Raw genomic sequence first — 20,548 nt, forward strand, 5'->3', positions numbered from 1 at the left:
CTGCGCCTTCTGCTCGTCGGTGCCGAACCCGACGAGGACCTGCCCGGCGATGCCGTTGTTGGTGCCGAACATCGACCGCAGCGACAGCGTGGTGTAGCCCAGCTCCATCGCCAGCTCGGCGTCCTGCACCAGGTTCAGGCCCAGCCCGCCCCACTCCTGCGGGATGGCGTACCCGAACAGGCCCATCTCCTTGGCCGCACTGCGGATGTCGTCCGGAATCGCGTTGGTGTCGGCGATCTCCTGCTCGCGCGGCACCACCACGCCGCGCACGAACGCACGGGTCTGGGCGAGGATTTCCTGGAAGTCGTCGTCGTCGACCTGGGCAGCCGGCGTCGCAGTCGAGGTTGTCATGAATCCACCATCGGTTTCCGGGGCGGCGGGTGTCCAATACGAATCACCCCATCGCCACATAGGCACTGTCGATGAATGGGGCGGGGTCGAATCACCGGTCCTCTCGGTATATTCGGAGCATCAGCCGACGGGCGTCGCCCGCGTCCTCGATTCATCGGTGCCTTCCCACCGTCCCCGGACCGGGTGGGCTCGTGCGAAAGGAACCTCATGTCACTGCTGGAGAACCGAACCGCCGTCATCACCGGAGGCGCTCAGGGCATCGGTTTCGCGATCGCACAGGAGTTCGTCGACGCCGGCGCCCGGGTCGTCCTCGGCGACCTCGACCTCGACGCCGCGACGGCCGCCGCCGAGAAGCTCGGTGGCCGCGAGGTGGCCCGTGCGGTGCGGTGCAACGTGGTGAACGCGGACGAGTGGGACACGCTCCTCGCGGAGGCCGTCGACGGGTTCGGCTCGCTCGACGTCGTCGTCAACAACGCCGGCATCACCCGCGACGCGACGATGCGCACCATGACCGAGGAGGACTTCGACCTGGTGATCGCCGTCCACCTCAAGGGCACCTGGCACGGCACCCGCAAGGCGTCGGCGATCATGCGCGATTCCAAGCGTGGCGCCATCGTCAACATCTCCTCGCTCTCCGGCAAGGTCGGCATGATCGGCCAGACCAACTACTCGGCCGCGAAGGCGGGCATCGTCGGCCTCACCAAGGCGGCCGCGAAGGAGATGGCGCACCACGGCGTGCGGGTCAACGCGATCCAGCCGGGCCTGATCCGATCCGCGATGACCGAGGCGATGCCGCAGAAGGCCTGGGATCAGAAGATGAGCGAGATCCCCATGGGCCGGCCCGGCGAGGTGTCCGAGATCGCGTCCGTGGCCCTCTTCCTCGCGTCCGACATGTCCTCGTACATGACCGGCACGGTACTCGAGGTCACCGGCGGCCGATTCATGTGAGTCCTTGTCTCACGGTCTCTTTCACAATCACTCTCCTCTCACGAAGGTCGTCATGCGCGAAGTAGTCATCTGCGAGCCCGTCCGCACCCCCATCGGCCGCTACGGCGGAATGTTCAAGTCCCTCAACGCCGTCGACCTCGGTGTCGCCGCACTGAAGGGTCTCCTCGACCGCACCGGAATCGCCCCCGACGCGATCGAGGACGTCATTCTCGGCCACTGCAACGGCAACAGCGAGGCCCCAGCCATCGGCCGCGTCGTCGCGCTCGACGCCGGCCTGCCGATCACGGTGCCCGGCATGCACATCGACCGTCGCTGCGGCTCCGGCCTGCAGGCCGTCATCCAGGCTGCGCTCCAGGTGGGCAACGGCGACAACGAGGTCGTCGTCGCCGGCGGTGCCGAGTCGATGAGCAACGCCTCGTTCTACTCCGTCGACATGCGCTGGGGCGGCGCCCGCACCGGCGTGCAGATGCACGACAGCCTCGTGCGCGCCCGCGCCACCGCCGGCGGCCGCCACTACCCGGTGCCCGGCGGCATGATCGAGACCGCCGAGAACCTGCGCCGCGACTACGGCATCAGCCGGCTCGAACAGGACGAGCTCGCGGTGTCCTCGCACGCCCGCGCCGTCGCCGCGCAGAAGAACGGCATCCTCGCCGAGGAGATCGTCCCGGTCACCGTCACGACCCGATCCGGTGACGACGTCATCGACACCGACGAGCATCCCCGCCCGGACGTCACCGTCGAGTCGCTGGCGAAGCTGAAGCCGATCATGGGCAAGCAAGATCCCGAGGCCACGGTCACCGCCGGTAACGCCAGCGGCCAGAACGACGCCGCGTCGATGTGCCTCGTCACCACCCCCGAGCGCGCCGCGGAGCTGGGCCTGACCCCGCTCGTGCGGGTCGTGTCCTGGGGCCTGGCCGGTGTGGCTCCGAAGATCATGGGCATCGGCCCGGTTCCGGCCACGGAGAAGGCTCTCGCCAAGGCCGGCATCACGCTCGCCGACGTCGACGTGATCGAACTCAACGAGGCCTTCGCGGCGCAGGCGCTCGCCGTGACCCGCGAATGGAAGTTCGGCGCAGCCGATTTCGAGCGGACCAACGTCCACGGGTCCGGTATCTCGCTGGGCCACCCGGTCGGCGCGACCGGCGGCCGCATGCTGGCGACGCTCGCCCGGGAACTGCACCGCCGCGACGGCCGCTACGGCCTCGAGACGATGTGCATCGGCGGCGGTCAGGGTCTGGCCGCGGTGTTCGAGAGGGTATAGGCCGCTTCGCGGCCGGTGCGTCCTTTGGGCTGTGGGAGCAACCCAAAGGACGCACCGGCGCGTCAGCGCCGCCGTACGAGGTCGACGAACGCCTGACCCACCGCAGACAGGGTCGCCGGATCGAACGCGAGCCCGTACGTGCCCGCCAGCCGCGGCTCGCATGCGCGCACCACGAGCCGGTCCCCGGCGGCCTCCGCCGGCACCCGATCCACGATCGACCCGCCGAGTCCGGCTGCCACCATCGGCAGCCGGACTTCGCGCTGGCCGACCAGGACGGAAATCTCCGGACGGGCACCGGCCGCGCGCAGCGCCGACTCCACCGCATCGACCATCGACCCACCGGTCGGCGCGAACACCATGGGGATGTCCGGCAGCTCGGACAGGGGGATCGGGCCCTCCGGCAGCTCGGACCCCGGCGGATACGCCAGCCACCACTCCTGCTCGCCCAGCTCGATCACCTCGAGTCCGTCGCCGCCCTCGAGCGGCAGGTGCGCGACGACGAACTCGCAGTGACCGTCGCGGATCAGCGACGCGACCAGCTCCTCGTCCCGCAGTGCCGAGAACCGCACCGCGACCTTGGGATATTCGCGGCGGAACCGCGCGATCAGCTCCACCAGCGGGCCGACGGACAGTGCCGGGAAGGCCATGATGTCGAGCCGGCCCGCCACCGCGCCGTCCGACGTCGTGAGCAACTCCTCGACCGCGGTCACGTCACGCAGGATCTGCCGGCTCGGGCCGATGAGGCTGCGGCCCGCCGCGGTGAGAACCATGCCGCGACCGATGCGGTGGAACAGCTCGACGCCGAGCTCGCGTTCGAGGCTGCGCAGGGCCTGCGACACCGTCGGCTGCGCGACGCCGAGCGCGGTCGCGGCCCCGTTGATGCCGTTGTTCTCGACGACCGCGAGGAAGTACTCCACCTGCCGGAAATCCACAGTCCTACGCTCCCTGCCGCAGTGTCGAGGCGACGTCGAGGAACGCCGCCGCGGCCGGCGACGGCTCGCCCGCCCGCAGCACGAGTCCGACGGGCCGGGTCAGTGGCGGCTCCAGGGGCCGCACCGTCACCGTGGGCATCTGCTGTTCGGCCACCGGCCTGGGCACCACCGTTGCGCCGGTGCCCAGGCACACCAGTTCCCACGTCGCCGCCGGGTGGGCGCAGTCGACGACGACATTGGCGGCATTCTCGGCGAGCAGCTCGCCCGCCTTCGCGGCGTTGGTCCGGTCGCCGAGATCGACGACGAGGGGTACGTCCCGCACACGGGTGCGCGGGATCGGGTCCGGCAGGTCGGCCGCGAGGTCGTGGTGGAGGGCGAGCACGAGTTCCTGCTCGAACAGCGGCACGGTGATCATGCCCGCGTGCTCGACCGACAGGTCGGTCACGCCGATCTCCGCCTCGCCGCGTCGCAGCGCGGTGTGCACCCCGGCGGGACCGTCCGTGTCGACGATCCGCACCAGGATGTGCGGGTAGCGGTCACGGAAGCGGCGGGCGAGCTCGATCATCGGGTCGAACGAGAACGACGAGTACGTCACCACGTCGACGCGGCCCGAGGCGAGTTCGCGTACCGCGGCGACCTTCGCCTTCGCCCGCTCGACGTCGGCGAGGATGCGGCGCGCCGCTACGTCGAGCCGGCGGCCGTCCTCGGTGAGCGTGAGCCGGCGTCCGGTCCGGTCGAACAGGGTTGTGCCGAGCCGACGTTCGAGTGTGCGGATGGCCTGCGACAGCGACGGCTGCGAAATGTAGAGGGACTGGGCGGCCTTCGTGATCCCACCCCGGTCGACGACCGCGACGAAATAGGTGATGAGGTGAAGGTCCACCGGCTCATCGTACGGGGGCGGCGGTTGCCGGCATCCAGCGGTCCGGGTCGGTACCGCACCCGGTGACCACTTCCCGGTCGGCGAGAACCAACAGGTGGGCGTCGGTCTCACGCACCGCGAGCCGGCACAGACGCGGCGACATCGTCTCGAACGGACGGGACCACGAGATCCGCGTGGAGACCTCCCACGCCGTGGAACCGGGATGCCGGGACACGACGTCGGCGATCTCGGCCAGCCGTTCCTCGTGGTGGCCGAGCAGCGCCTGCGCGCGGGAAGCGACACCGCGGAAGCGGTATTCGTGGGCGGGGAAGACCTCGCCGTCGGGCAGGCTCGTGGTGGCGTGCAGCGACAGCAGGTAGCGGTGCAACGGATTCGGCAGTTCGCCCGGGACGGTGGAGATGTTGGGACTGATGCGGGGGAGCATGTGGTCGCCGCTGAACACCAGCTCGTGGGTGCGGTCGACGAAGCAGAGGTGGCCGGGGGTGTGGCCGGGCGTCCACACGGCGTGCAGGTCCCAGCCCGGCAGATCCAGCGGCGTGCCGTCGTCGAGCACGACGTCGAGCGACTCTCGCGGCCCGAACCGGACCAGTTCCATGACCTCGCCCGATCGGACCTCTTCGGGGGCTCCGAGCCGGGCCAGCTGCCGGGCCCAGGCCGCGGTGAACCCTTCCCGGTCCGTGGCGGTGTGGTGCCCGAGCAGCGACGCGTCGGCGGCGTGCATCGCCAGGGCGGCACCGCTGACCTCGCGCAGCCGCGGCGCCAGGCCGAAGTGGTCCGGGTGCAGGTGCGTGATCGCCGCGAACCGGACCTCGGTGATGTCGTGCCCGGTCTGCCGGATCCCGTCGACCAGGGCCTGCCACGACTGTTCCGAGTCCCAGCCGACGTCGATCAGGGCCAGGCCGTCGGGCAGGGCCAGGGCGTAGACCAGCACGTAGCGCAGCGGGTTCTTGGGCATGGGCACGGGAATCGACCACAGCCCGGGCCGGACCTGCTCGACCGGGGGCAGCTCGCCGCGCCGCCACGCCTCCTGCTGTACGACGCCGACGACCTCGACCGCGGTCACGACACCTCCTCCGCGAGGGTGTCGCGCAACGTGCGCTTGAGGATCTTGCCGCTGGCGTTGCGCGGCAGCTCGCTCACGAAGTGGATGCGCTGCGGCTTCTTGTAGGAGGCGAGCCGGCTGGTGGTGAACGCGACCAGTTCGCTCTCGTCCGGCACGGCGGCACCGTCGACCACCCGCACGACGGCGGTGACGGCCTCGCCCCACTTGCGGTCGGGGACCCCGACCACGGCGACCTCGGCGACGGCGGGATGCTCGGCGAGCACCGACTCCACCTCGATCGGGTAGACGTTCTCACCGCCGGTGATGATCATGTCCTTCACCCGGTCGGTGACGAACAGGTAGCCGTCCTCGTCGAGGTGGCCGGCGTCGCCGGTGCGCAGGAACCCGTCGTGGGTGAACAGCGCCGCGGTCTCCTCCGGGCGCCGCCAGTAGCCGGACGTGTTGTGGCGGGAGCGGCACACGATCTCGCCGGACCCTCCCACCGGCAGGTCCTCCCCGGTCGCCACGTCGCGGATGGCGATCTCCACACCGGGCATGGGGCGGCCCGCCGAGCGCAGCAGGTAGGAGCGGGGACCGGTCGGGTCGTGGTCCTCGACGCGCAGCGCGGTGACGGAGCCGCTCGTCTCCGTCATCCCGTAGCGCTGGACGAATCCGCATCCGAGGGTCCGCACGGCGCGGCGCAGCATCGACGGAGTGACGGGGGAGGCGCCGTAGAAGATCAACTGCAGGCTCGACAGGTCGAACGTGTCCAGGCCGGGCAGGTCGAGCAGCATCTGGACGGTCGCGGGCACCAGGAAGGCATGGGTGATGCGATGGCGTTCGACGAGCGACGCGACGGTGCGTGGCTGGAACTCGCCGAGCAGGACGGCGTGCACACCGGCGGACAGGCAGGTGCTCAGCCATCCGGCCCCGGCGATGTGGAACAGCGGCATCGCGTTCAGCGCGACCGAGTCGGGCTGCCAGTGGTAGATGCGCTGTCCCTCCTCGTCGTTGTGGAGGTTGCGGTGGGTGATGAGCACCCCCTTCGGCGTGCCGGTGGTGCCGGAGGTGTACAGCTGCAACAGCGTCGTGTCGGGGTCGTCGCCGCGGCCGGGATCGGTGTCGGCGCCGGTGGCGGTGAGCCGTTCCCACGTCCACGCCCCGGGCAGCAGGTCGTCGCCGGGCTCGGTGTCGACGAGGACGACGGGCAGGCCGGGCAGTGCGGCACGGATCGCCTCGGCTGCTGCTGCGAACCCGGATTCGACGACGAGCACGTCGAGTTCCGCGTCCTCGGCGATGCGGGCGGCCTCCGCCGGGGTGAGCCGCCAGTTCAGGGGGACGAACACCAGCCCCGCTTTTCCGCAGGCGACGAACGTCTCGGCGGCCTCGAGCCGCATGCGCAGGAGCGCCCCGATCCGACCGCCGCGGCGGGCCAGCCCGCTCAGGGCGGTCGCGAGCCGGTTGGTGCGCCGATCGAGTTCGGCGAAGGTGACGGTGGTGTCGCCGCAGGTCAGTGCGAGTGCGTCCGGCCGTTCCGCCGCGTGCTGCCGGACCCGCTGCGGAAGGTGCAGACCGCTCACATCCCACTCCTCGTTCCGTTCGGCGAGCGCCTCGATGTCGGGCCCGCCGTGCCCGCTCAGTCGATCACCGCCGCCTCGGCGGAACAAAGTCCAAGATCCACAGCGACCGATAGCGAATGCCTATGTCGGGACCGGCAGCGGGCGACTGTCCTTGCGCGCCGAGGTGCTTCCTGCGCGGGTACGGACGCGCGCGAGGAGCACGGCCGCGCGCGGATGTCCGGCTCAGCCCGAGGCTCAGCGCCCGAGCGCAGCGACGACGTGGCGGAGCCCGTCGAGATCCGGCGCAGTGTCCAGCGTGAGCTGCCAGTCGGTGCCGGTCCACGGATCGGCCATGTGGGTGCCCGGCGCCACCGGTAGGTGCTGAGCCTCCTGCGAGAGCAGGTCCAGCAACGGCTCGTCCGTCACGCCGTCGTCCTCGCCGACGATGATCACCGAAACCGGCTGTGTCACACCCGCCTCCACGATCCGGACGACGTGCATCAGATCGTCACGAGTGTAGCCGTGCGGGATACCCGCGAGCACCACGATCCGTGGCGCCGGTGGCTCGGCACCCGGATCCGCGGTCGCGGCCAGCGCGGCGAGATCGACCGCGTGCGCCACGTCGCGCAGCCGGGGTCCGATGGCCGGGACGTCGCGGACGACCGGGCCCGCCACGGCGAAGGACACCACATCGGTGAGGGCGGACAACGCACCGGCCGTGTCGACGACGTCGAGGCGCGCCGCCGGGTGCGCCGCGAGGAGCCGCACCACGAGGGCCGACACGATCGGGGCGGCGGCGACGGAGTCTCCGTCGACCCACAGCGGGCGCCGCAGCGGCAACGGGAGGCACAACGGAAGTGTCGGCGAGCCGCGATCCGGGGCCCCGAGTTCGCCTATCCGCAGCCCGTTTCCGCCGAGACCCGGCCGCTGCCACGCCGGTGCGTCCCACGAGGCCATCGCGGCGGGCAGGGCCGCGCCGACGGCGCGCAGTTCCTCGGTCAACAGCGCGGTGTCGGCGGCGTGCCGGGCGCGAGCCGCGGCGATCAGCTCGTCGCATCGCCGATTCGCCTCGGCCCGGGCCTGGTCGGCGGCCGGTCCGGTGCGGCGGGCCGGGTCGGAGACGGCCGCGGACAGTTCCTCGTCGAGCCGGTGCAGTGCGTAGTCGTGCGCGGAGACGAACGCGGCGGCAGAGCGGGATGCGTCCTCGAAGATCTGCCAGGTCCGCTCCCACGCTTGCTCCGGCTCGACCGGCACCGTCGCCGGGGTGTCCGGCGAGGGCGGGGCCGGCTCGTCGTCGACGTCCACTCCGTGCGCGCGGAACAGTTCGGCGAGTCCACCGGTATACCCCTGGCCCACCGCCCGCAGCTTCCATCCGCCGTCGCGGCGGTACAACTCCCAGCAGATCACCGCCGACTCGGCACCGCCGGCGGGCGCGTCGAACGTGGCCGGCCCGGATCCGGGCGGTCCGGTCAGGTCGGTGGACAGTGCGCCCACCGGCCCTCGGTCCGAGGAGACCGCCAACAGCACCGCGGCGGCCTGCGGGCCCACCCGGTCGAGATCCACGATGACGGCATCGCCGGCCAGGTCCACGCCCGGCGCCCCGGGCTGGTTGTAGAACACGGCGTCGGCGGAGGTGCGTGCCTGCAGGTTCGCGTCGACCACCAGCGCACACACGTCCAGCGGCCCCGCCGCGCGCGCCGTGAAGCGGACCCGGCGCGCCGTCAGCGGGGCGTTCTGCCCCGCCGCGAATCTCCCCGTCACGGCGTCAGGACACCAGGAACCGGCCGAGCTGCGGCGCAGCCTCCCCGGGATGCTTGGCCTGGATGCCCTCGCCGATCGCCTGGAGCTTCCAGTCCTGCCCCTGCCGGTACACCTTGGCCATCACCATGCCGGTGAACGGCATACCGCCCTGCAGGGTGTAGCGGGCCAGCTCGGCGTTGTTGGTGCCGTCCACCAGCCGGCAGAACGCGTTCGCGACCTGCTCGAAGGTGTGACCCTTGTACGAGGTGACGATGAACATGACCGTCGTGATGTGGGCCGGGATCCGGGTGAGGTCGACGAGCACGACCTCGTCGTCGCCGGCGCCCTCACCGGTGAGGTTGTCCCCCTGGTGCTGGACCGAGCCGTCCTTGGACCGCAGCTGGCCGTAGTATGCGACGTCGACGAGGTTCTGGTCGGCGAACAGCACGGCCGACGCGTCGAGGTCGATGTCGGCGGCCCGGTTGCCGAACAGACCGCGCTTCGCGATCGGATCCCAGCCCAGTCCCATGCGCAGGTAGGTCAGGGCCACACCGCCCTCCTTGCGGAGGGTGACCTTCTGGCCCTTGACGAGGCTGACCGGCCGGCTCTTGGTGAGGCTGACCTCGGGCTGGGCGTCCTGCGCCGGCTGCGGCGCGGAGGCCTGCACGTACGGCTGCGGCGGGGCCGGCTGCTGGTAGGGCTGCTGAGCGGAAGGTGGCGGCGTGGAGTAGGCCGGCGGTACGGGCGGCGCGGCCGGGGCCGACGGCGGCACGGGCTGAGCCGGCGGCGGCGCGGGCTGAGCCGGTTGCGGCGCGGCCGCGGGCGCGTCGTCGACGCTCACCCCGTGATCGCTCACCAGCGCGGCGAACCCGCCCGCGTATCCCTGGCCGACGGCCCGCACCTTCCACGCGCCCTGCCGCCGGTACAGCTCGAGGGCGATCACGATCGACTCGCTGCTCAGCCCGTCGATCCGGTACTCGTAGAGGACGTTGCCCGCGGTGTCGGAGACCCGCGCGGACGGCGGGGCGAAGCGACCGAAGCTGCTCGACGCGTCGTCGAGGGTGATGACCGCGCGCACCTGGTCGATGTCTGCCGGCACCTGGTTCAGCGACACGGCCAGCGACGCGGCCTGCCCGGGAGCACCCGGCACGAGCCGCACCCCCGGCCCGGTGGGCTGGTTGAAGAAGACGAAGTCGGCGTCGGAGCGCACCTTGCCGTCGGGCTTGACCAGCAGGGCGGACAGGTCGGCCGGGGTGGTCAGCTCGAGCGAGACGACGACGTCGGTGGCGGTGAGGGGGCCGTTCTGACCCTTGGCGAGAGATACGGGCACGGGAGGAGTCCTCACTGTTACTGGAAACTCTGTCTTGGGGAACGTGGAGCGTCACTGCCACTGTACGAACCCGCGCCGATCCGGGCGTATCGGGCGAACCAGGCCAGGATCTCCTCGCCGGCCCGGATCCCCGTTTCCCGGGTCACCGTCACCGACGGGTGCCGCCAGTCCAGCGCCTCGAGTTCGCCGTGCCGCGGCCGGATCGCGGCGTCGGCGGCGATCAGCATCTCGGCGTCGAGCGCTCCGTCCCCGGCGGCGAGTACCGCGGCATCCGGGGCGAGCGTTCCGTCTGCGACCAGGCGCCGGCGGACCTCGGCGACGGCTTTGCTCTTGCACACCGCCGACGGCATCGTGTACAGCTTGCGGCCCTGCTGCGAGGCGCTCCATCCGCGGCCGCGGCACCAGTGGTCCCATTCGTCGAGGAATCCGACCGGCTGGGCGGCGACGTCGATCACGAGATAGCAGAACAGATCGTCGGCGATGCGGAACTTGTGCACCCAGTCGTCGGAGATGCGGCGCCGCAGTTCGGCGGTGACCTCGTCGAGTCCGGCGCCCTCGGCGCGCACGGCCGCGTCCACCGCCTGCCGCCACCCGGTGTCCGGCACACCGTCGGCGAGGATCACGCCGCCGTTGCTGGCGATCGCGTAGCGCCACGGTGCGCCGGGCAGCGCGATGCGCCGGAACTGTTCCGGGGTGCGCGTGGTGGTCGGCACCACCACCGCGGCAGCCGCCAGGTCGCGCAGGCGCTGCGCGGACGTGACGGTCAGGTACGACAGGGGTGCACCGTCGTAGTGCTCGACGCACACCAGATCGCCGTCGACGACGGGTGATTCGCCCATCGCGGCGCGCGAGTAGATCATCGTGCGGTCGAGGTCGGTCGCGACGAGGGTGGTGGTCACGGCAGATCCTTGATCAGTCCCATGCAGGAATACGCCAGGTCGGGAACCGTTTCGACCGGCACGTCGCGGGCTGCGGCGAGCATCCGGATGTGGGCGTGCTCCTCGGCGTCGGCCTCGCGGACCAGCACCCGCCACGGCACGCGCCGCAACAGCACTCGGGTGGTCTCGCCGACACCGGGTTTGACGTAGTTGACGGTGGAGATGCCGTACGCGGCCCGTACCTTCTCCACCGACTCCCAGCCCGCCCACGTGGGGGTGCGGTCGGACCGCAGGATGTCCCCGGCGGCGGCGACTGCGGCGTCCCGATCGCCGAATTCCGCGGCGACGGTGTCGAGAAGCACGGCCGAGACGTCCTCGCCGGCGAGTTCGGCGTAGAACTTCGCACCGTGGAACTCGCCTGCACCGATCAGGGTGTCGTTGAGGACCGTACGCGAGACGAGCCCGGAGACAGTGGAATTCAGGCATGCCGAGGCGATGAGGAAGTCGTCGCGGGTGCCGTAGGTCCGCACGCAGTATCCGGGATCCGCGAGCACGGCGAGGTCGCCGGAGAGTTCCGGGCCGGCCGCGGCCCGGTATTCGGCGAGGGCCGCCGTGAGTTCGCGGGCGATGGCGCCCTTGCCGGTCCAGCCGTCGACGAACACCACCGACGCCGGATCGTGACGTGCCGTCACGTAGTCGAGCGCGGCGAAGTCGATGCCGCGGCCCCGCACGATCGACACCGCATAGTGCGGCAGGTCCAGCCCGTGGTGGCGCTGTGCCCAGCGACGGATCAGGATGCCGACGGGGGTGCCGGCGCGGGCGAGGGACACGAGGGTCAGATCCGGCCCCCGTTCGGCGAGCAGCAGTTCGGTGACCGTGCCGACGGCGTGGGCGAGGCGGCCCGCCGTCGCGGCGAGCACCTTGTCGAACAACTCGCGGTAGGCGGCGTCCGGCTGGTATTCGATCGGCAGCGTCTCGGCGTAGTGGGCGAGACCCGCCTGGATGCGGCGCTCGCGCTCGGCGATGTCGGCCTCGAGGGCGACGTGTGAGAGGTCCTTGAGGAGCCACCGCACCTCGTCCGGGGCGTAGGAGCCGAAGTCGGGTCCGGCCAGCGGAACGGTCATCGTCCCTCCCGGGCGGCGCGCAGCACCGACGGGTCGGTGGCGGGCACGACGGCGACGACCACGTCCTCCCCGGCGGCGGTCAGCACGTCGAGCAGGCCACCGTCGGCCCGGAGGCGATCGGTGTCGGCGGGATCGTCGAGCACCAGCAGCAGCCGTGCCCGTTCCTCCGGCCACCGCGCGTTGTACAGGTACCGCGGGACGTCGTCGGGTTCGGGTGCGATGAAGGTGAATCCGCGCCGAAGGGGGTAGCAGGGCACGTCCCGGACGTACGCAGGCGAGCGGGTGGTGGTCTGGAACCGCGTGGGGATCCCCCGGCGGGCGAGCGCGTCGGCGATGCGCAGCGGCAGGTACATCAGTTCCTCGTGGCCCACCACGACGACCGGCCGTCCCGGTCCGAGGGCCGTGGCCACGGCCTCGGTCGTGCGTTCGATCGCGGCGTCGAAAGCCGCGGTGTCGGTGCGCAGGAAGCCGTGCCGCCCGCCGTCGGGCACGGTCGCCGGCCACGGCAACGTCACGAACTCCACGGATCCTCGTTGTGAGGCAACGGGATTCATATCCGGATCCGGCAGCGCGGCGACCCGCTCGACGAGCCCGTCGGGAAGGATGGTGTGTCCCGCCGCGAGGCTCACGTGGTCGATCCGGGCGCCGAGTTCGGCGGCCGCCTCGTCGACCGCACGACGGTGATCGGCGGTGCGCATGTCCACCAGCGACGCGACGACGTACCGGGCGCGGGGATGGTGCCGGTGCAGGGACCGGATCGCGTCGACGGCCGTCGCGCCGGTGGAGATCTCGTCGTCCGCCAGGACCAGCGGTGCGTCGTTCGCGAACAGCTCCGGCGACGTCGGCTGGAGCAGGTGCGACGTGGCGTGCGAGTGGCCCTCCTCGAACCCGGCGAAGGTGCCGGCGCCGGGCACGTCACGCCGGGTGGAGTGCAGGTAGCAGCGCGCGCGCAGCCGGCTCGCCACGCAATGACCCAGTCCCGTTGCAGTTTCGGCGAATCCGAGTACGACCGTGTCCTGCGCGGCGGAACCCAGCAGGTCCGCGACGAGATCGCCGAGCCGGTCACCCGCGCCGATGATCGCGGCCGGGTCGGTGGGAATGTGCTTGCCGAGCACCGTGGAGACCAGCAGGTGCGCGCGACGGGGGTTGCGGCGTAGCCCCGGCACGACGAGGTCCGGCACCGTGTCGCCGGTCGCCGAGTCGAGGTGCCGCAGTTCCAGGCCGAATTGTTCCGTCGCCCAGGGTGACTGCAACCCCGCGGTCACCGGTCCACCAATGCCGTCAGCAGGTCCACGAAAGTGACTCCCTTGTTGGTGACGCCGAACACCGAGGCGCGCAGCAACGTCTGCTGTGCCCAGGTGCGGTGCGGGCGCCGCTCGTTCATCTTGTTGCGGTAACCGGAGGCCTGCACGCCACCTGCGTCGCCGCCGAGGATGTCGACCGCGTCGTGGTACTCCTCGTGGGTGACCGCGGACAAGGCGTGCACCGCGGCCACATGGGAGGGATGGATCACGGTCTTGCCCTGGATGCCGTTGGCCCGGTCGAGGGCGATCTCGCGGAGCAGCCCGTCGAGATCCCGGCTGACGAGCTGCTGCCGGAACATCACCGCGTCGTGCTCGGCGAACGGCGTGGCCCGCAGCATCGGGCGGAACATGCGCTCGTGATCGGCGAAGTACTCCCAGACGGGACCGGTGATGACGAATCCGGTGCCGTCGGTGCGGCCGAGGTAGTTGACAACATCCGCAATGACGTCGACGACCACGCGCACGTCGTAGATGGTCAGGTCGCGGTCGCGGCGGATGCCGAACGTGCCGCACATGTCGGTGGCCCCGATCCGTACCGCCAGCACGCGGTCACGGTGCCCGGCGAGCAGTGCCGCGATCTGCTGCAGCTCGCCGTCGCGGGTCTGCCGGTGCACCAGCTCGGCGGACTCGAGCACCGGCATCGCGTACAGGTGCTTGCCGAGCCGCTCGGACGCCGCCGCCACCGCATCGAGGAAGGCCGGCCCCGACGCCGCGGTGAACTTGGGCAGAACGAATCCGGTCAACGCGGTGACGCCGGGTCCCAGGGTGTCGGCGATGCGGTCGACACCGTCGGGGGTGCGCACCCGGACGAACAGCAGCATCGTCGCGGCCGCGGTGCCGGCGAGCTCGTCGAGGGTGGCGACCGCGTTGCGCAGGCCGTCCTCAACCTCGTGATCGGCGACGGCGTCCTCGAGGTCGATCACCATCGAGGCGACACCCTCGCGGGCTCGGCGGGCGATCGTGGCGGTCAGATCCGCGCGGGTAGCCGGGACGTACAGGGTGGCCCCGAGCGCGACGGCGAGCCGATCGCGCTCGTCGGCATCGGAGAATGCCTGCGGCGGATGCAGGAACAGCGTGTCCCGGGTCGCGCGGTCCATGTGGTGGAAATGGTGCATCGTGCGCATATCGGCGAAGGTTCCCCCACTCATGCCTCTTCCGTTCGTCCTCTCATTCGTTGCACCACGCCGGCGATGAAGCGCGAAACGGCATCGAGCTCTCGGACGTACGCCCAGTAGTCGGGGTGTACGCCGGTGAGCGAACCGACTGCCCTGTCGATCCGATCGAGCTGCGCGTCGAGCACCGATCCCCATTCTGCGGTCAACCCCCGTTGCACCGCGAGTTGTTGCGCGTCGCGCAGACGGAACCGTACCTGCTCCACCTTCGCGGCCGGTTCACGGCGGACCGCGCGGAGGACGGACAACCGCTCGGTGACGGCGTCGACGTAGCGTTCCGCCTGGGTGAGCGATGCCCGGGCCGCCGCGGTCAGCTCCAGCGCCTGCTCGGGCCGGTTCCCGGCCGAGGCCGTTCGCGCCGCGGTCACGTCGGCGTCGGCCCGGTCGAGGAACTCGCGGGCGGCGCGTTCGTTGCCGGACAGGTCGGCGGAGCTGGCCGCGTTGAACTCGCGCAGCAGGGCCGAGAACGCCGGCGCCAGGCTCTCGGCGCGGGTGCGGACCGCCGACAGGCGGGTGGTGACGGATGCCACAGCTTTCCGGGCGGACTCGGCCTTGTCCGGCGCCTGCGCGAGGGCGCGACGCAGGGCGGTGCCCGCCTCCTCGGCCCGCCGTGCCGCCGTTCGGACGGCGCCGGTTCCCACCGCCGAATCCAGGGCGCGGACCTCCGCGTCGAGCGCGTTCGCCGCGGCCCGCACGGACGGGTAGTCGGCGTATGCGGCGTGCTCGGGCGCGTCCATCAGCGCCGCCGCAGCCTGCGCCTCGGTGCGGACCTGCCGGGCCAGCTGCGGGACGGTCTGTGCCACCGCGACCGAGTGCTCGAGGTGCGCGCGGTGGCGGTCGTAGAACTGGTCGAGGGTGCGGGTGGCGAGACCGATCTGCTGCAGAGCCTGTTCGTAGGCCGGGGCGGGAGCGAGCGGATCGGTCGGTTCGGTGCGGGCGAGGTGCAGGTACGTCTCGGCCGCGCGGTAACAGGCTTCGCGGACGGGCTCCCACTCGCGGCGCAGGCCGCGCTGCGGAGCGAGTTCGTGCGAGGCCGTGACGCCGGCCTCGGCGACGGACTGGCGGCGGTCCATGTCGAGGAACGCGGCGACCATCGCGTCGTAGGCGCCACGGGCCACCGGATCGTCGGTGCTCCCACCGCCGAAGAGGCGGCGCGTCCATCGGCTCGCCACGCCCCGAATGGTACTGGTCCGCGCGGTTCGGTCCCGTGCGAGCGCGCCGAGCGTGGGGCGTCGGCGCGGAACAGCTATTAGGGTGGAGTGACACGCGCAAATCGGGCGTGCCCGCCCGGGCACCTCGTCCGGACCGACAGATCGAAAGGACCCCGCATGGGCGTCAGCTTGACCAAGGGCGGCAATGTTTCCCTCACCAAGGAAGCACCGAACCTCACCGCCGTGGCCGTCGGCCTCGGCTGGGACATCCGCAGCACCACCGGTGCCGACTTCGACCTCGATGCCAGCGCGATCGCGACCGGCGCCGACAAGAAGGTCGTCTCGGACCAGCACTTCGTCTTCTTCAACAACCTCAAGTCCCCGGACGGCTCGATCGAGCACATCGGCGACAACCGCACGGGCGAGGGCGAGGGCGACGACGAGGTCGTCAACGTCGACCTGAGCGCCGTGCCGGCCAACATCGAGAGCATCTTCTTCCCGGTCTCGATCTACGATGCCGACTCCCGCAGCCAGTCGTTCGGACAGGTCCGCAACGCCTACATTCGCGTCGTCGACCGGGCCAACGGCAACGAGCTCGCCCGCTACGACCTGTCGGAGGACGCCTCCACCGAGACCGCCATGGTCTTCGGTGAGCTGTACCGGCACGGTGCGGAGTGGAAGTTCCGCGCCATCGGTCAGGGCTACGCGTCCGGCCTGGCCGGCATCGCCCGCGACTACGGCGTCAACGTCTGACGTCGCATCCGGATTCCGGATCCGGCCCCCGGCCTCGTCGCCGGGGGCCGCTTTCCTTGGTTCACCGATAATTTGCTGCAGTAACCACCCTGCACCGCCCCGATCCAGACAGAAAGGCCACGCTTCGTGGTTCTGCGCATCTTCGGCATATCGTTCGCCGTCACCGTCGTCTCCCTGGTGGTCGCCTTCCTCTACGGCGGACCCCAGGCCCTGTTCCTCGCCGCGATCCTCGGCGTCCTCGAGGTCTCGCTCTCGTTCGACAACGCGGTCATCAACGCCACCGTGCTGCAGCGGATGAGCGAGTTCTGGCAGAAGATCTTCCTCACCATCGGCATTCTCATCGCCGTGTTCGGCATGCGGCTGATCTTCCCGCTGCTCATCGTGTGGATCGCCTCCGGCCTCGGTCCGATCGAGGCACTCGACCTCGCCTTGAACCCGCCGCCGAACGACGCCGCGTACTTCCCCGACGGCAGCCCCAGCTACGAAACCATCATCACCGACGCCCACCCGCAGATCGCCGGGTTCGGTGGCATGTTCCTGCTGATGCTGTTCCTGAACTTCATCTTCGAGGAACGCGAGATCAAGTGGCTGGCCTGGCTCGAGCGCCCGCTCGCGCGGGCTGGCAAGCTGGACCAGCTCGAGGTCGTCGTCGCCTCGGTGCTGCTGGTGCTGACCGCCACGATCCTCGCTCCCGAGGACAAGGTCTCCACCGTGATGATCGCCGGCGTGCTCGGCATGATCACCTACATCGTCGTCAACGGGCTCGGCGAGCTGTTCCACATCCCCGAAGAAGAGGAAGCGCCGACGGGCGGGCCCACCCAGCTGGCCAAGGCCACCGGCAAGGCCGGGTTCTTCCTGTTCCTCTACCTCGAGGTGCTCGACGCGTCGTTCTCCTTCGACGGCGTGATCGGCGCGTTCGCCATCACCTCGGACCCGATCATCATCGCCCTGGGCCTCGGTTTCATCGGCGCGATGTTCGTCCGCTCGATCACGGTGTTCCTCGTCCGCAAGGGCACCCTGTCGGAGTACCGCTACCTCGAGCACGGCGCGCACTGGGCGATCGGTGCGCTCGCGTTCATCCTGCTGTACTCGATCGGCCACCACGTGAACGAGATCGTCACGGGTCTGGTGGGGGTCGCGCTCATCGGTGCCGCGTTCGCCAGCAGCATCCGCCGCAATCGTCAGGAGGCGAAGGCGTCCGTCGCCGCCTGACCGCACGACTTCGATGGGAATCCTCGATCGGTTCGAGCGATCGAGGATTCCCATCTTCGTATCCAGGGAAAGGTCTTACCCATGGCAATCGATTACACCCGACCCCCGAAGAACCCCGGCGACAACCAGGGCGGAGTCGGCCCGAGCAAGATCAGTCTCACCAAGGCTGCTCCGACGGTCAGTCTCGCCAAGACCGGAGCGGAGCGAGGGATCACCCAGGTGAACCTGAACTGGTCACAGGGCGGATCCCCGACGCCACAGAAGAAGGGATTTCTCGCCAAGCTCACCGGTGGCGCGACGGGACGCGGCGTCGACCTCGACCTCGGCTGCCTCTACGAGCTTGCCGACGGCTCCAAGGGTGTCGTCCAGGCCCTCGGCAACAGCTTCGGTGCGCTGGAGAGACCCCCGTTCATCGCGCTCGACGGCGACGACCGGACCGGCGCCGTATCCGGCGGTGAGACCATGCGCATCGACCTGGGCCAACCCGAACGATTCCGGCGCATCCTGATCTTCGCGATGATCTACGAGGGCGCCGCGAACTGGGCTGCCGTGGACGGTGTCGTCACCCTCACTCCGCCCTCCGGACCGCAGATCGAGGTGCGCCTCGACTCGCCGAACAACGGCGCACGGATCTGTGCCATCGCGATGCTGCAGAACACCGGCCGGGAGATCAGCGCCTCGCGGCTCGTCGAATACGTCGACGGCAGCCAGTCCGACCTCGATCGTGCCTACGGATGGGGCATGAACTGGGCCCCGGGCCGCAAGTAGCACCATCGCGCCGATCGTGGCATTCGGCTGCAACGAATATCGGGCCGACAGCGATCCCTTCAGAGGTTCACCCCTTCGGGTGGAACGATGCCGACTACTCAGGGGGTTTGCCGTGACATCTCCGATTCTGTCCAAGGGACAGAACATCACTCTGCCGAGTGACCTGTCGCAGATCGACGTGGTCGTCGGGTGGGTCGAATCGGAGGTCGAGGTCGACGCTTCGGCGCTGCTGCTCGGCTCCGAACGAAAGGTACGTTCGGACGCGGACTTCGTCTTCTACAACCAGCCGGAGTCCGCCGACGGGTCCGTACGGTTCCTCGGCACGAGTACAACCGAAGAAGGAGTGCAGGCGCGGATCGCCGTCGTTCTCTCGGACGTGCCCGCCGACGTACACACGGTGGCGCTCGCGGGAAGCGTCGGTACCGGGAGATTCGGAGACCTGGGCAAGCTCACCCTGCGAGTGGTCGACCCTGCAGGGCATCCGGTGGCGGAGTACGTGACCGCCGATGCGACCAGCGAAGCTGCCTTCGTTTTCGGGGAGATCTATCGGCGCAACGGAGAATGGAAGGTGCGTGCTGTCGGGCAGGGATGGGATTCCGGTCTGTCCGCGCTCGCGACGGATTTCGGCGTCGACATCGACGAGGAACCGGGGGGACCGTCGCACGACGCCGGTGACACCGTCGCAGTGCGCGACTCCGCTCACACCGATGCCGGGGAGGCACCGACCGCTCCGGTCGCGAATGTCATCGAGGACCACGCCGGCACATCTGCCGCACCTTCAGCGAAGCGGCGCGGTGTACGAACCACCAGGCGAGTTGTCACAAACGCGAAGCCGATCGAGTTCAAGCTCGCAGAGCACGACGCCTGGCAACCCGCGCGACTCTTCTCCGTAGCTGGAGTGGGTAGCGGCGAAGAGCAGGAACGCAGGGCAACGTCCGCGCTTGTTGCGACTATGCAGGCGGTACGTCCTTTCGCCCGTGCCATCTGTTCCCGAGTCGGGGCGCCGGCAGGTGCGTTCGAGGGTTATTGCGAAGTGCAGTACGCCCAGGGCGAGTCGAAGGTGATTCCCGACGCCGTGCTGAAGGTGTCGCGTGGCGCCAAACTCTGGACCGCGTTGCTCGAGGTCAAGACGGGGAACGGCAAGCTCAGACGGGAACAGTTGGAGAACTATCTCGATGTCGCGCGGAAGAACAAGTACGACGTCGTCGTGAGTCTTTCGAACGACATCCCTGCCAGTGCGGGCGAGCTTCCGGTCGAGGTCGACCGCCGCAAACTCACCAAGGTGGCCCTGCGGCATCTGTCCTGGTCGGAGGTAGCGCACGAAGCTCGCATGCTTCTGTCCCACGGCGGTGTCGACGATGCGCTGCAGGCGTGGATTCTCGGTGAGTTTCTTCGCTACCTAGACCACCCCCGGTCCGGTGCGGCCGAGTTCGTCGATATGGGACGCCATTGGGTTGGGGTCCGAGATGCCGTCGCTTCAGGAACTTTGCGTGCGGGCGACAAGAAGGCGGCAGCGGTGGCGGACACGTGGGTGTCTTTGGCGCGGCATCTTGCACTTCGTTTGACCGCTGAATTGGGAGTGACGGTCAAACATGTTCTACCCCGGCGGTACAACAACGACCCGAGTGCACGAAACGCCTACTTCGCAGAAAAGCTGGCGTCCGAGGGGACTCTCGAGGCCCTTCTCCGTATTCCGGAAACAGCCGGTGATCTCGTTGTGGTGGCCGATCTCCGCACCAACCGCGTCCGCTGCCGAACCACCATCGATGCTCCTGACGAAGGCACTTCGGCACGTCGATTGTCCTGGTTGCTGAGGCAACTGAAGGACGCACCGGGTGATGTCCAAGTGGAAGCAGTGTTCTCCGAGCGCGGGAACGAAGCCTGCGAGCATCTCGACGCCGTCCGTGCCGATTCCAAGATCCTCACCGAGGGGAGGGACGGCCGGATCGTCAGCTTCACCCTTCAGCAGGGCTTCCCTATGGGAGGCCGACGGTCGGGAACTGCCGCCGGTTTCATCACCAGCGTGACCTCTTCCACCGATTCGTTCTATGCCGGTGTCGTCCAGCCCCTGAGGGGGTGGGTGCCGGCTGCTCCCAAGCCGGCACCTCTCGGCGAACCGGCTGCTTCCGAGCTCGAATAGGCC

General features: G+C 69.9%; 18 protein-coding genes. 6 read left to right on the top strand and 12 right to left on the bottom strand.

Annotated features, from left to right (window positions below; translation table 11 throughout):
• The coding region (locus ACWPOB_RS19330) for an acyl-CoA dehydrogenase family protein (RefSeq protein ID WP_455401820.1) at positions 1-351 on the bottom strand (351 nt) is incomplete at its 3' end.
• Positions 352-558: 207 nt separating this feature from the next.
• On the opposite strand from ACWPOB_RS19330, the gene fabG reads away from it, so the two are divergent.
• Entirely contained in the window at positions 559-1,299 is a 741-nt protein-coding gene (gene fabG / locus ACWPOB_RS19335) for a 3-oxoacyl-ACP reductase FabG (RefSeq protein ID WP_455401821.1), read from the top strand.
• A 52-nt stretch (positions 1,300-1,351) separates the two neighbouring features.
• The gene (locus ACWPOB_RS19340; RefSeq protein ID WP_100057276.1) at positions 1,352-2,560 is read left to right on the top strand and encodes an acetyl-CoA C-acetyltransferase; all 1,209 of its coding nucleotides are present in this window, start codon (positions 1,352-1,354) and stop codon (positions 2,558-2,560) included.
• A 62-nt stretch (positions 2,561-2,622) separates the two neighbouring features.
• Here ACWPOB_RS19340 and ACWPOB_RS19345 read toward each other — a convergent pair whose 3' ends face one another.
• From ACWPOB_RS19345 to ACWPOB_RS19395, 11 genes are all read right to left on the bottom strand, one after another.
• Positions 2,623-3,492: a LysR family transcriptional regulator gene (locus ACWPOB_RS19345; RefSeq protein WP_455401822.1), complete on the bottom strand. Its 870-nt coding sequence runs from the start codon at positions 3,490-3,492 to the stop codon at positions 2,623-2,625.
• 4 nt (positions 3,493-3,496) lie between these two features.
• On the bottom strand, positions 3,497-4,372 hold the full coding sequence (locus tag ACWPOB_RS19350) for a LysR family transcriptional regulator (RefSeq protein WP_100057275.1): 876 nt from the start codon (positions 4,370-4,372) through the stop codon (positions 3,497-3,499).
• 4 nt (positions 4,373-4,376) lie between these two features.
• Positions 4,377-5,435 carry an MBL fold metallo-hydrolase gene (locus ACWPOB_RS19355; RefSeq protein WP_455401823.1) on the bottom strand — a complete coding sequence of 353 codons (1,059 nt, stop codon included), beginning with the start codon at positions 5,433-5,435 and terminating at the stop codon, positions 4,377-4,379.
• Entirely contained in the window at positions 5,432-6,994 is a 1,563-nt protein-coding gene (locus ACWPOB_RS19360; RefSeq protein WP_100057278.1) for a long-chain-fatty-acid--CoA ligase, read from the bottom strand. Before ACWPOB_RS19360 ends, ACWPOB_RS19355 begins: the two co-directional genes overlap by 4 nt.
• A gap of 234 nt (positions 6,995-7,228) precedes the next feature.
• Positions 7,229-8,734: a TerD family protein gene (locus ACWPOB_RS19365; protein WP_455401824.1), complete on the bottom strand. Its 1,506-nt coding sequence runs from the start codon at positions 8,732-8,734 to the stop codon at positions 7,229-7,231.
• A 4-nt stretch (positions 8,735-8,738) separates the two neighbouring features.
• Positions 8,739-10,043 (bottom strand): TerD family protein, encoded by a 1,305-nt coding sequence (locus ACWPOB_RS19370; RefSeq protein WP_455401825.1) that lies wholly within the window; start codon positions 10,041-10,043, stop codon positions 8,739-8,741.
• Positions 10,044-10,060: 17 nt separating this feature from the next.
• Positions 10,061-10,903: an HAD family hydrolase gene (locus ACWPOB_RS19375; protein WP_455401854.1), complete on the bottom strand. Its 843-nt coding sequence runs from the start codon at positions 10,901-10,903 to the stop codon at positions 10,061-10,063.
• 35 nt (positions 10,904-10,938) lie between these two features.
• Positions 10,939-12,045, bottom strand: coding sequence for a cysteine protease StiP family protein (locus ACWPOB_RS19380; RefSeq protein ID WP_100058107.1), 1,107 nt, complete (start codon positions 12,043-12,045; stop codon positions 10,939-10,941).
• Positions 12,042-13,310, bottom strand: a complete 1,269-nt coding sequence (locus ACWPOB_RS19385) for a phosphoribosyltransferase family protein (protein WP_455401826.1) — start codon at positions 13,308-13,310, stop codon at positions 12,042-12,044. The genes ACWPOB_RS19380 and ACWPOB_RS19385 overlap by 4 nt, the downstream gene beginning before the upstream one ends.
• Positions 13,307-14,497: an HpcH/HpaI aldolase/citrate lyase family protein gene (locus tag ACWPOB_RS19390; protein WP_100058106.1), complete on the bottom strand. Its 1,191-nt coding sequence runs from the start codon at positions 14,495-14,497 to the stop codon at positions 13,307-13,309. Before ACWPOB_RS19390 ends, ACWPOB_RS19385 begins: the two co-directional genes overlap by 4 nt.
• A complete protein-coding gene (locus ACWPOB_RS19395; RefSeq protein ID WP_455401855.1) occupies positions 14,494-15,615 on the bottom strand; it encodes a hypothetical protein in 1,122 nt (373 codons plus the stop codon). The genes ACWPOB_RS19390 and ACWPOB_RS19395 overlap by 4 nt, the downstream gene beginning before the upstream one ends.
• 234 nt (positions 15,616-15,849) lie before the next feature.
• On the opposite strand from ACWPOB_RS19395, the gene ACWPOB_RS19400 reads away from it, so the two are divergent.
• The 4 genes from ACWPOB_RS19400 (at position 15,850) to ACWPOB_RS19415 (ending at position 20,545) form a co-directional block, all read left to right on the top strand.
• The gene (locus ACWPOB_RS19400) at positions 15,850-16,425 is read left to right on the top strand and encodes a TerD family protein (protein WP_006941734.1); all 576 of its coding nucleotides are present in this window, start codon (positions 15,850-15,852) and stop codon (positions 16,423-16,425) included.
• 126 nt (positions 16,426-16,551) lie between these two features.
• Positions 16,552-17,637, top strand: coding sequence for a DUF475 domain-containing protein (locus tag ACWPOB_RS19405; protein WP_100057990.1), 1,086 nt, complete (start codon positions 16,552-16,554; stop codon positions 17,635-17,637).
• A gap of 81 nt (positions 17,638-17,718) precedes the next feature.
• Positions 17,719-18,405, top strand: a complete 687-nt coding sequence (locus tag ACWPOB_RS19410) for a TerD family protein (protein WP_100057989.1) — start codon at positions 17,719-17,721, stop codon at positions 18,403-18,405.
• A gap of 112 nt (positions 18,406-18,517) precedes the next feature.
• Entirely contained in the window at positions 18,518-20,545 is a 2,028-nt protein-coding gene (locus ACWPOB_RS19415; protein WP_100057988.1) for a TerD family protein, read from the top strand.
• Positions 20,546-20,548: the final 3 nt, after the last annotated feature.

Source organism: Rhodococcus sp. 2H158, from assembly GCF_053764755.1.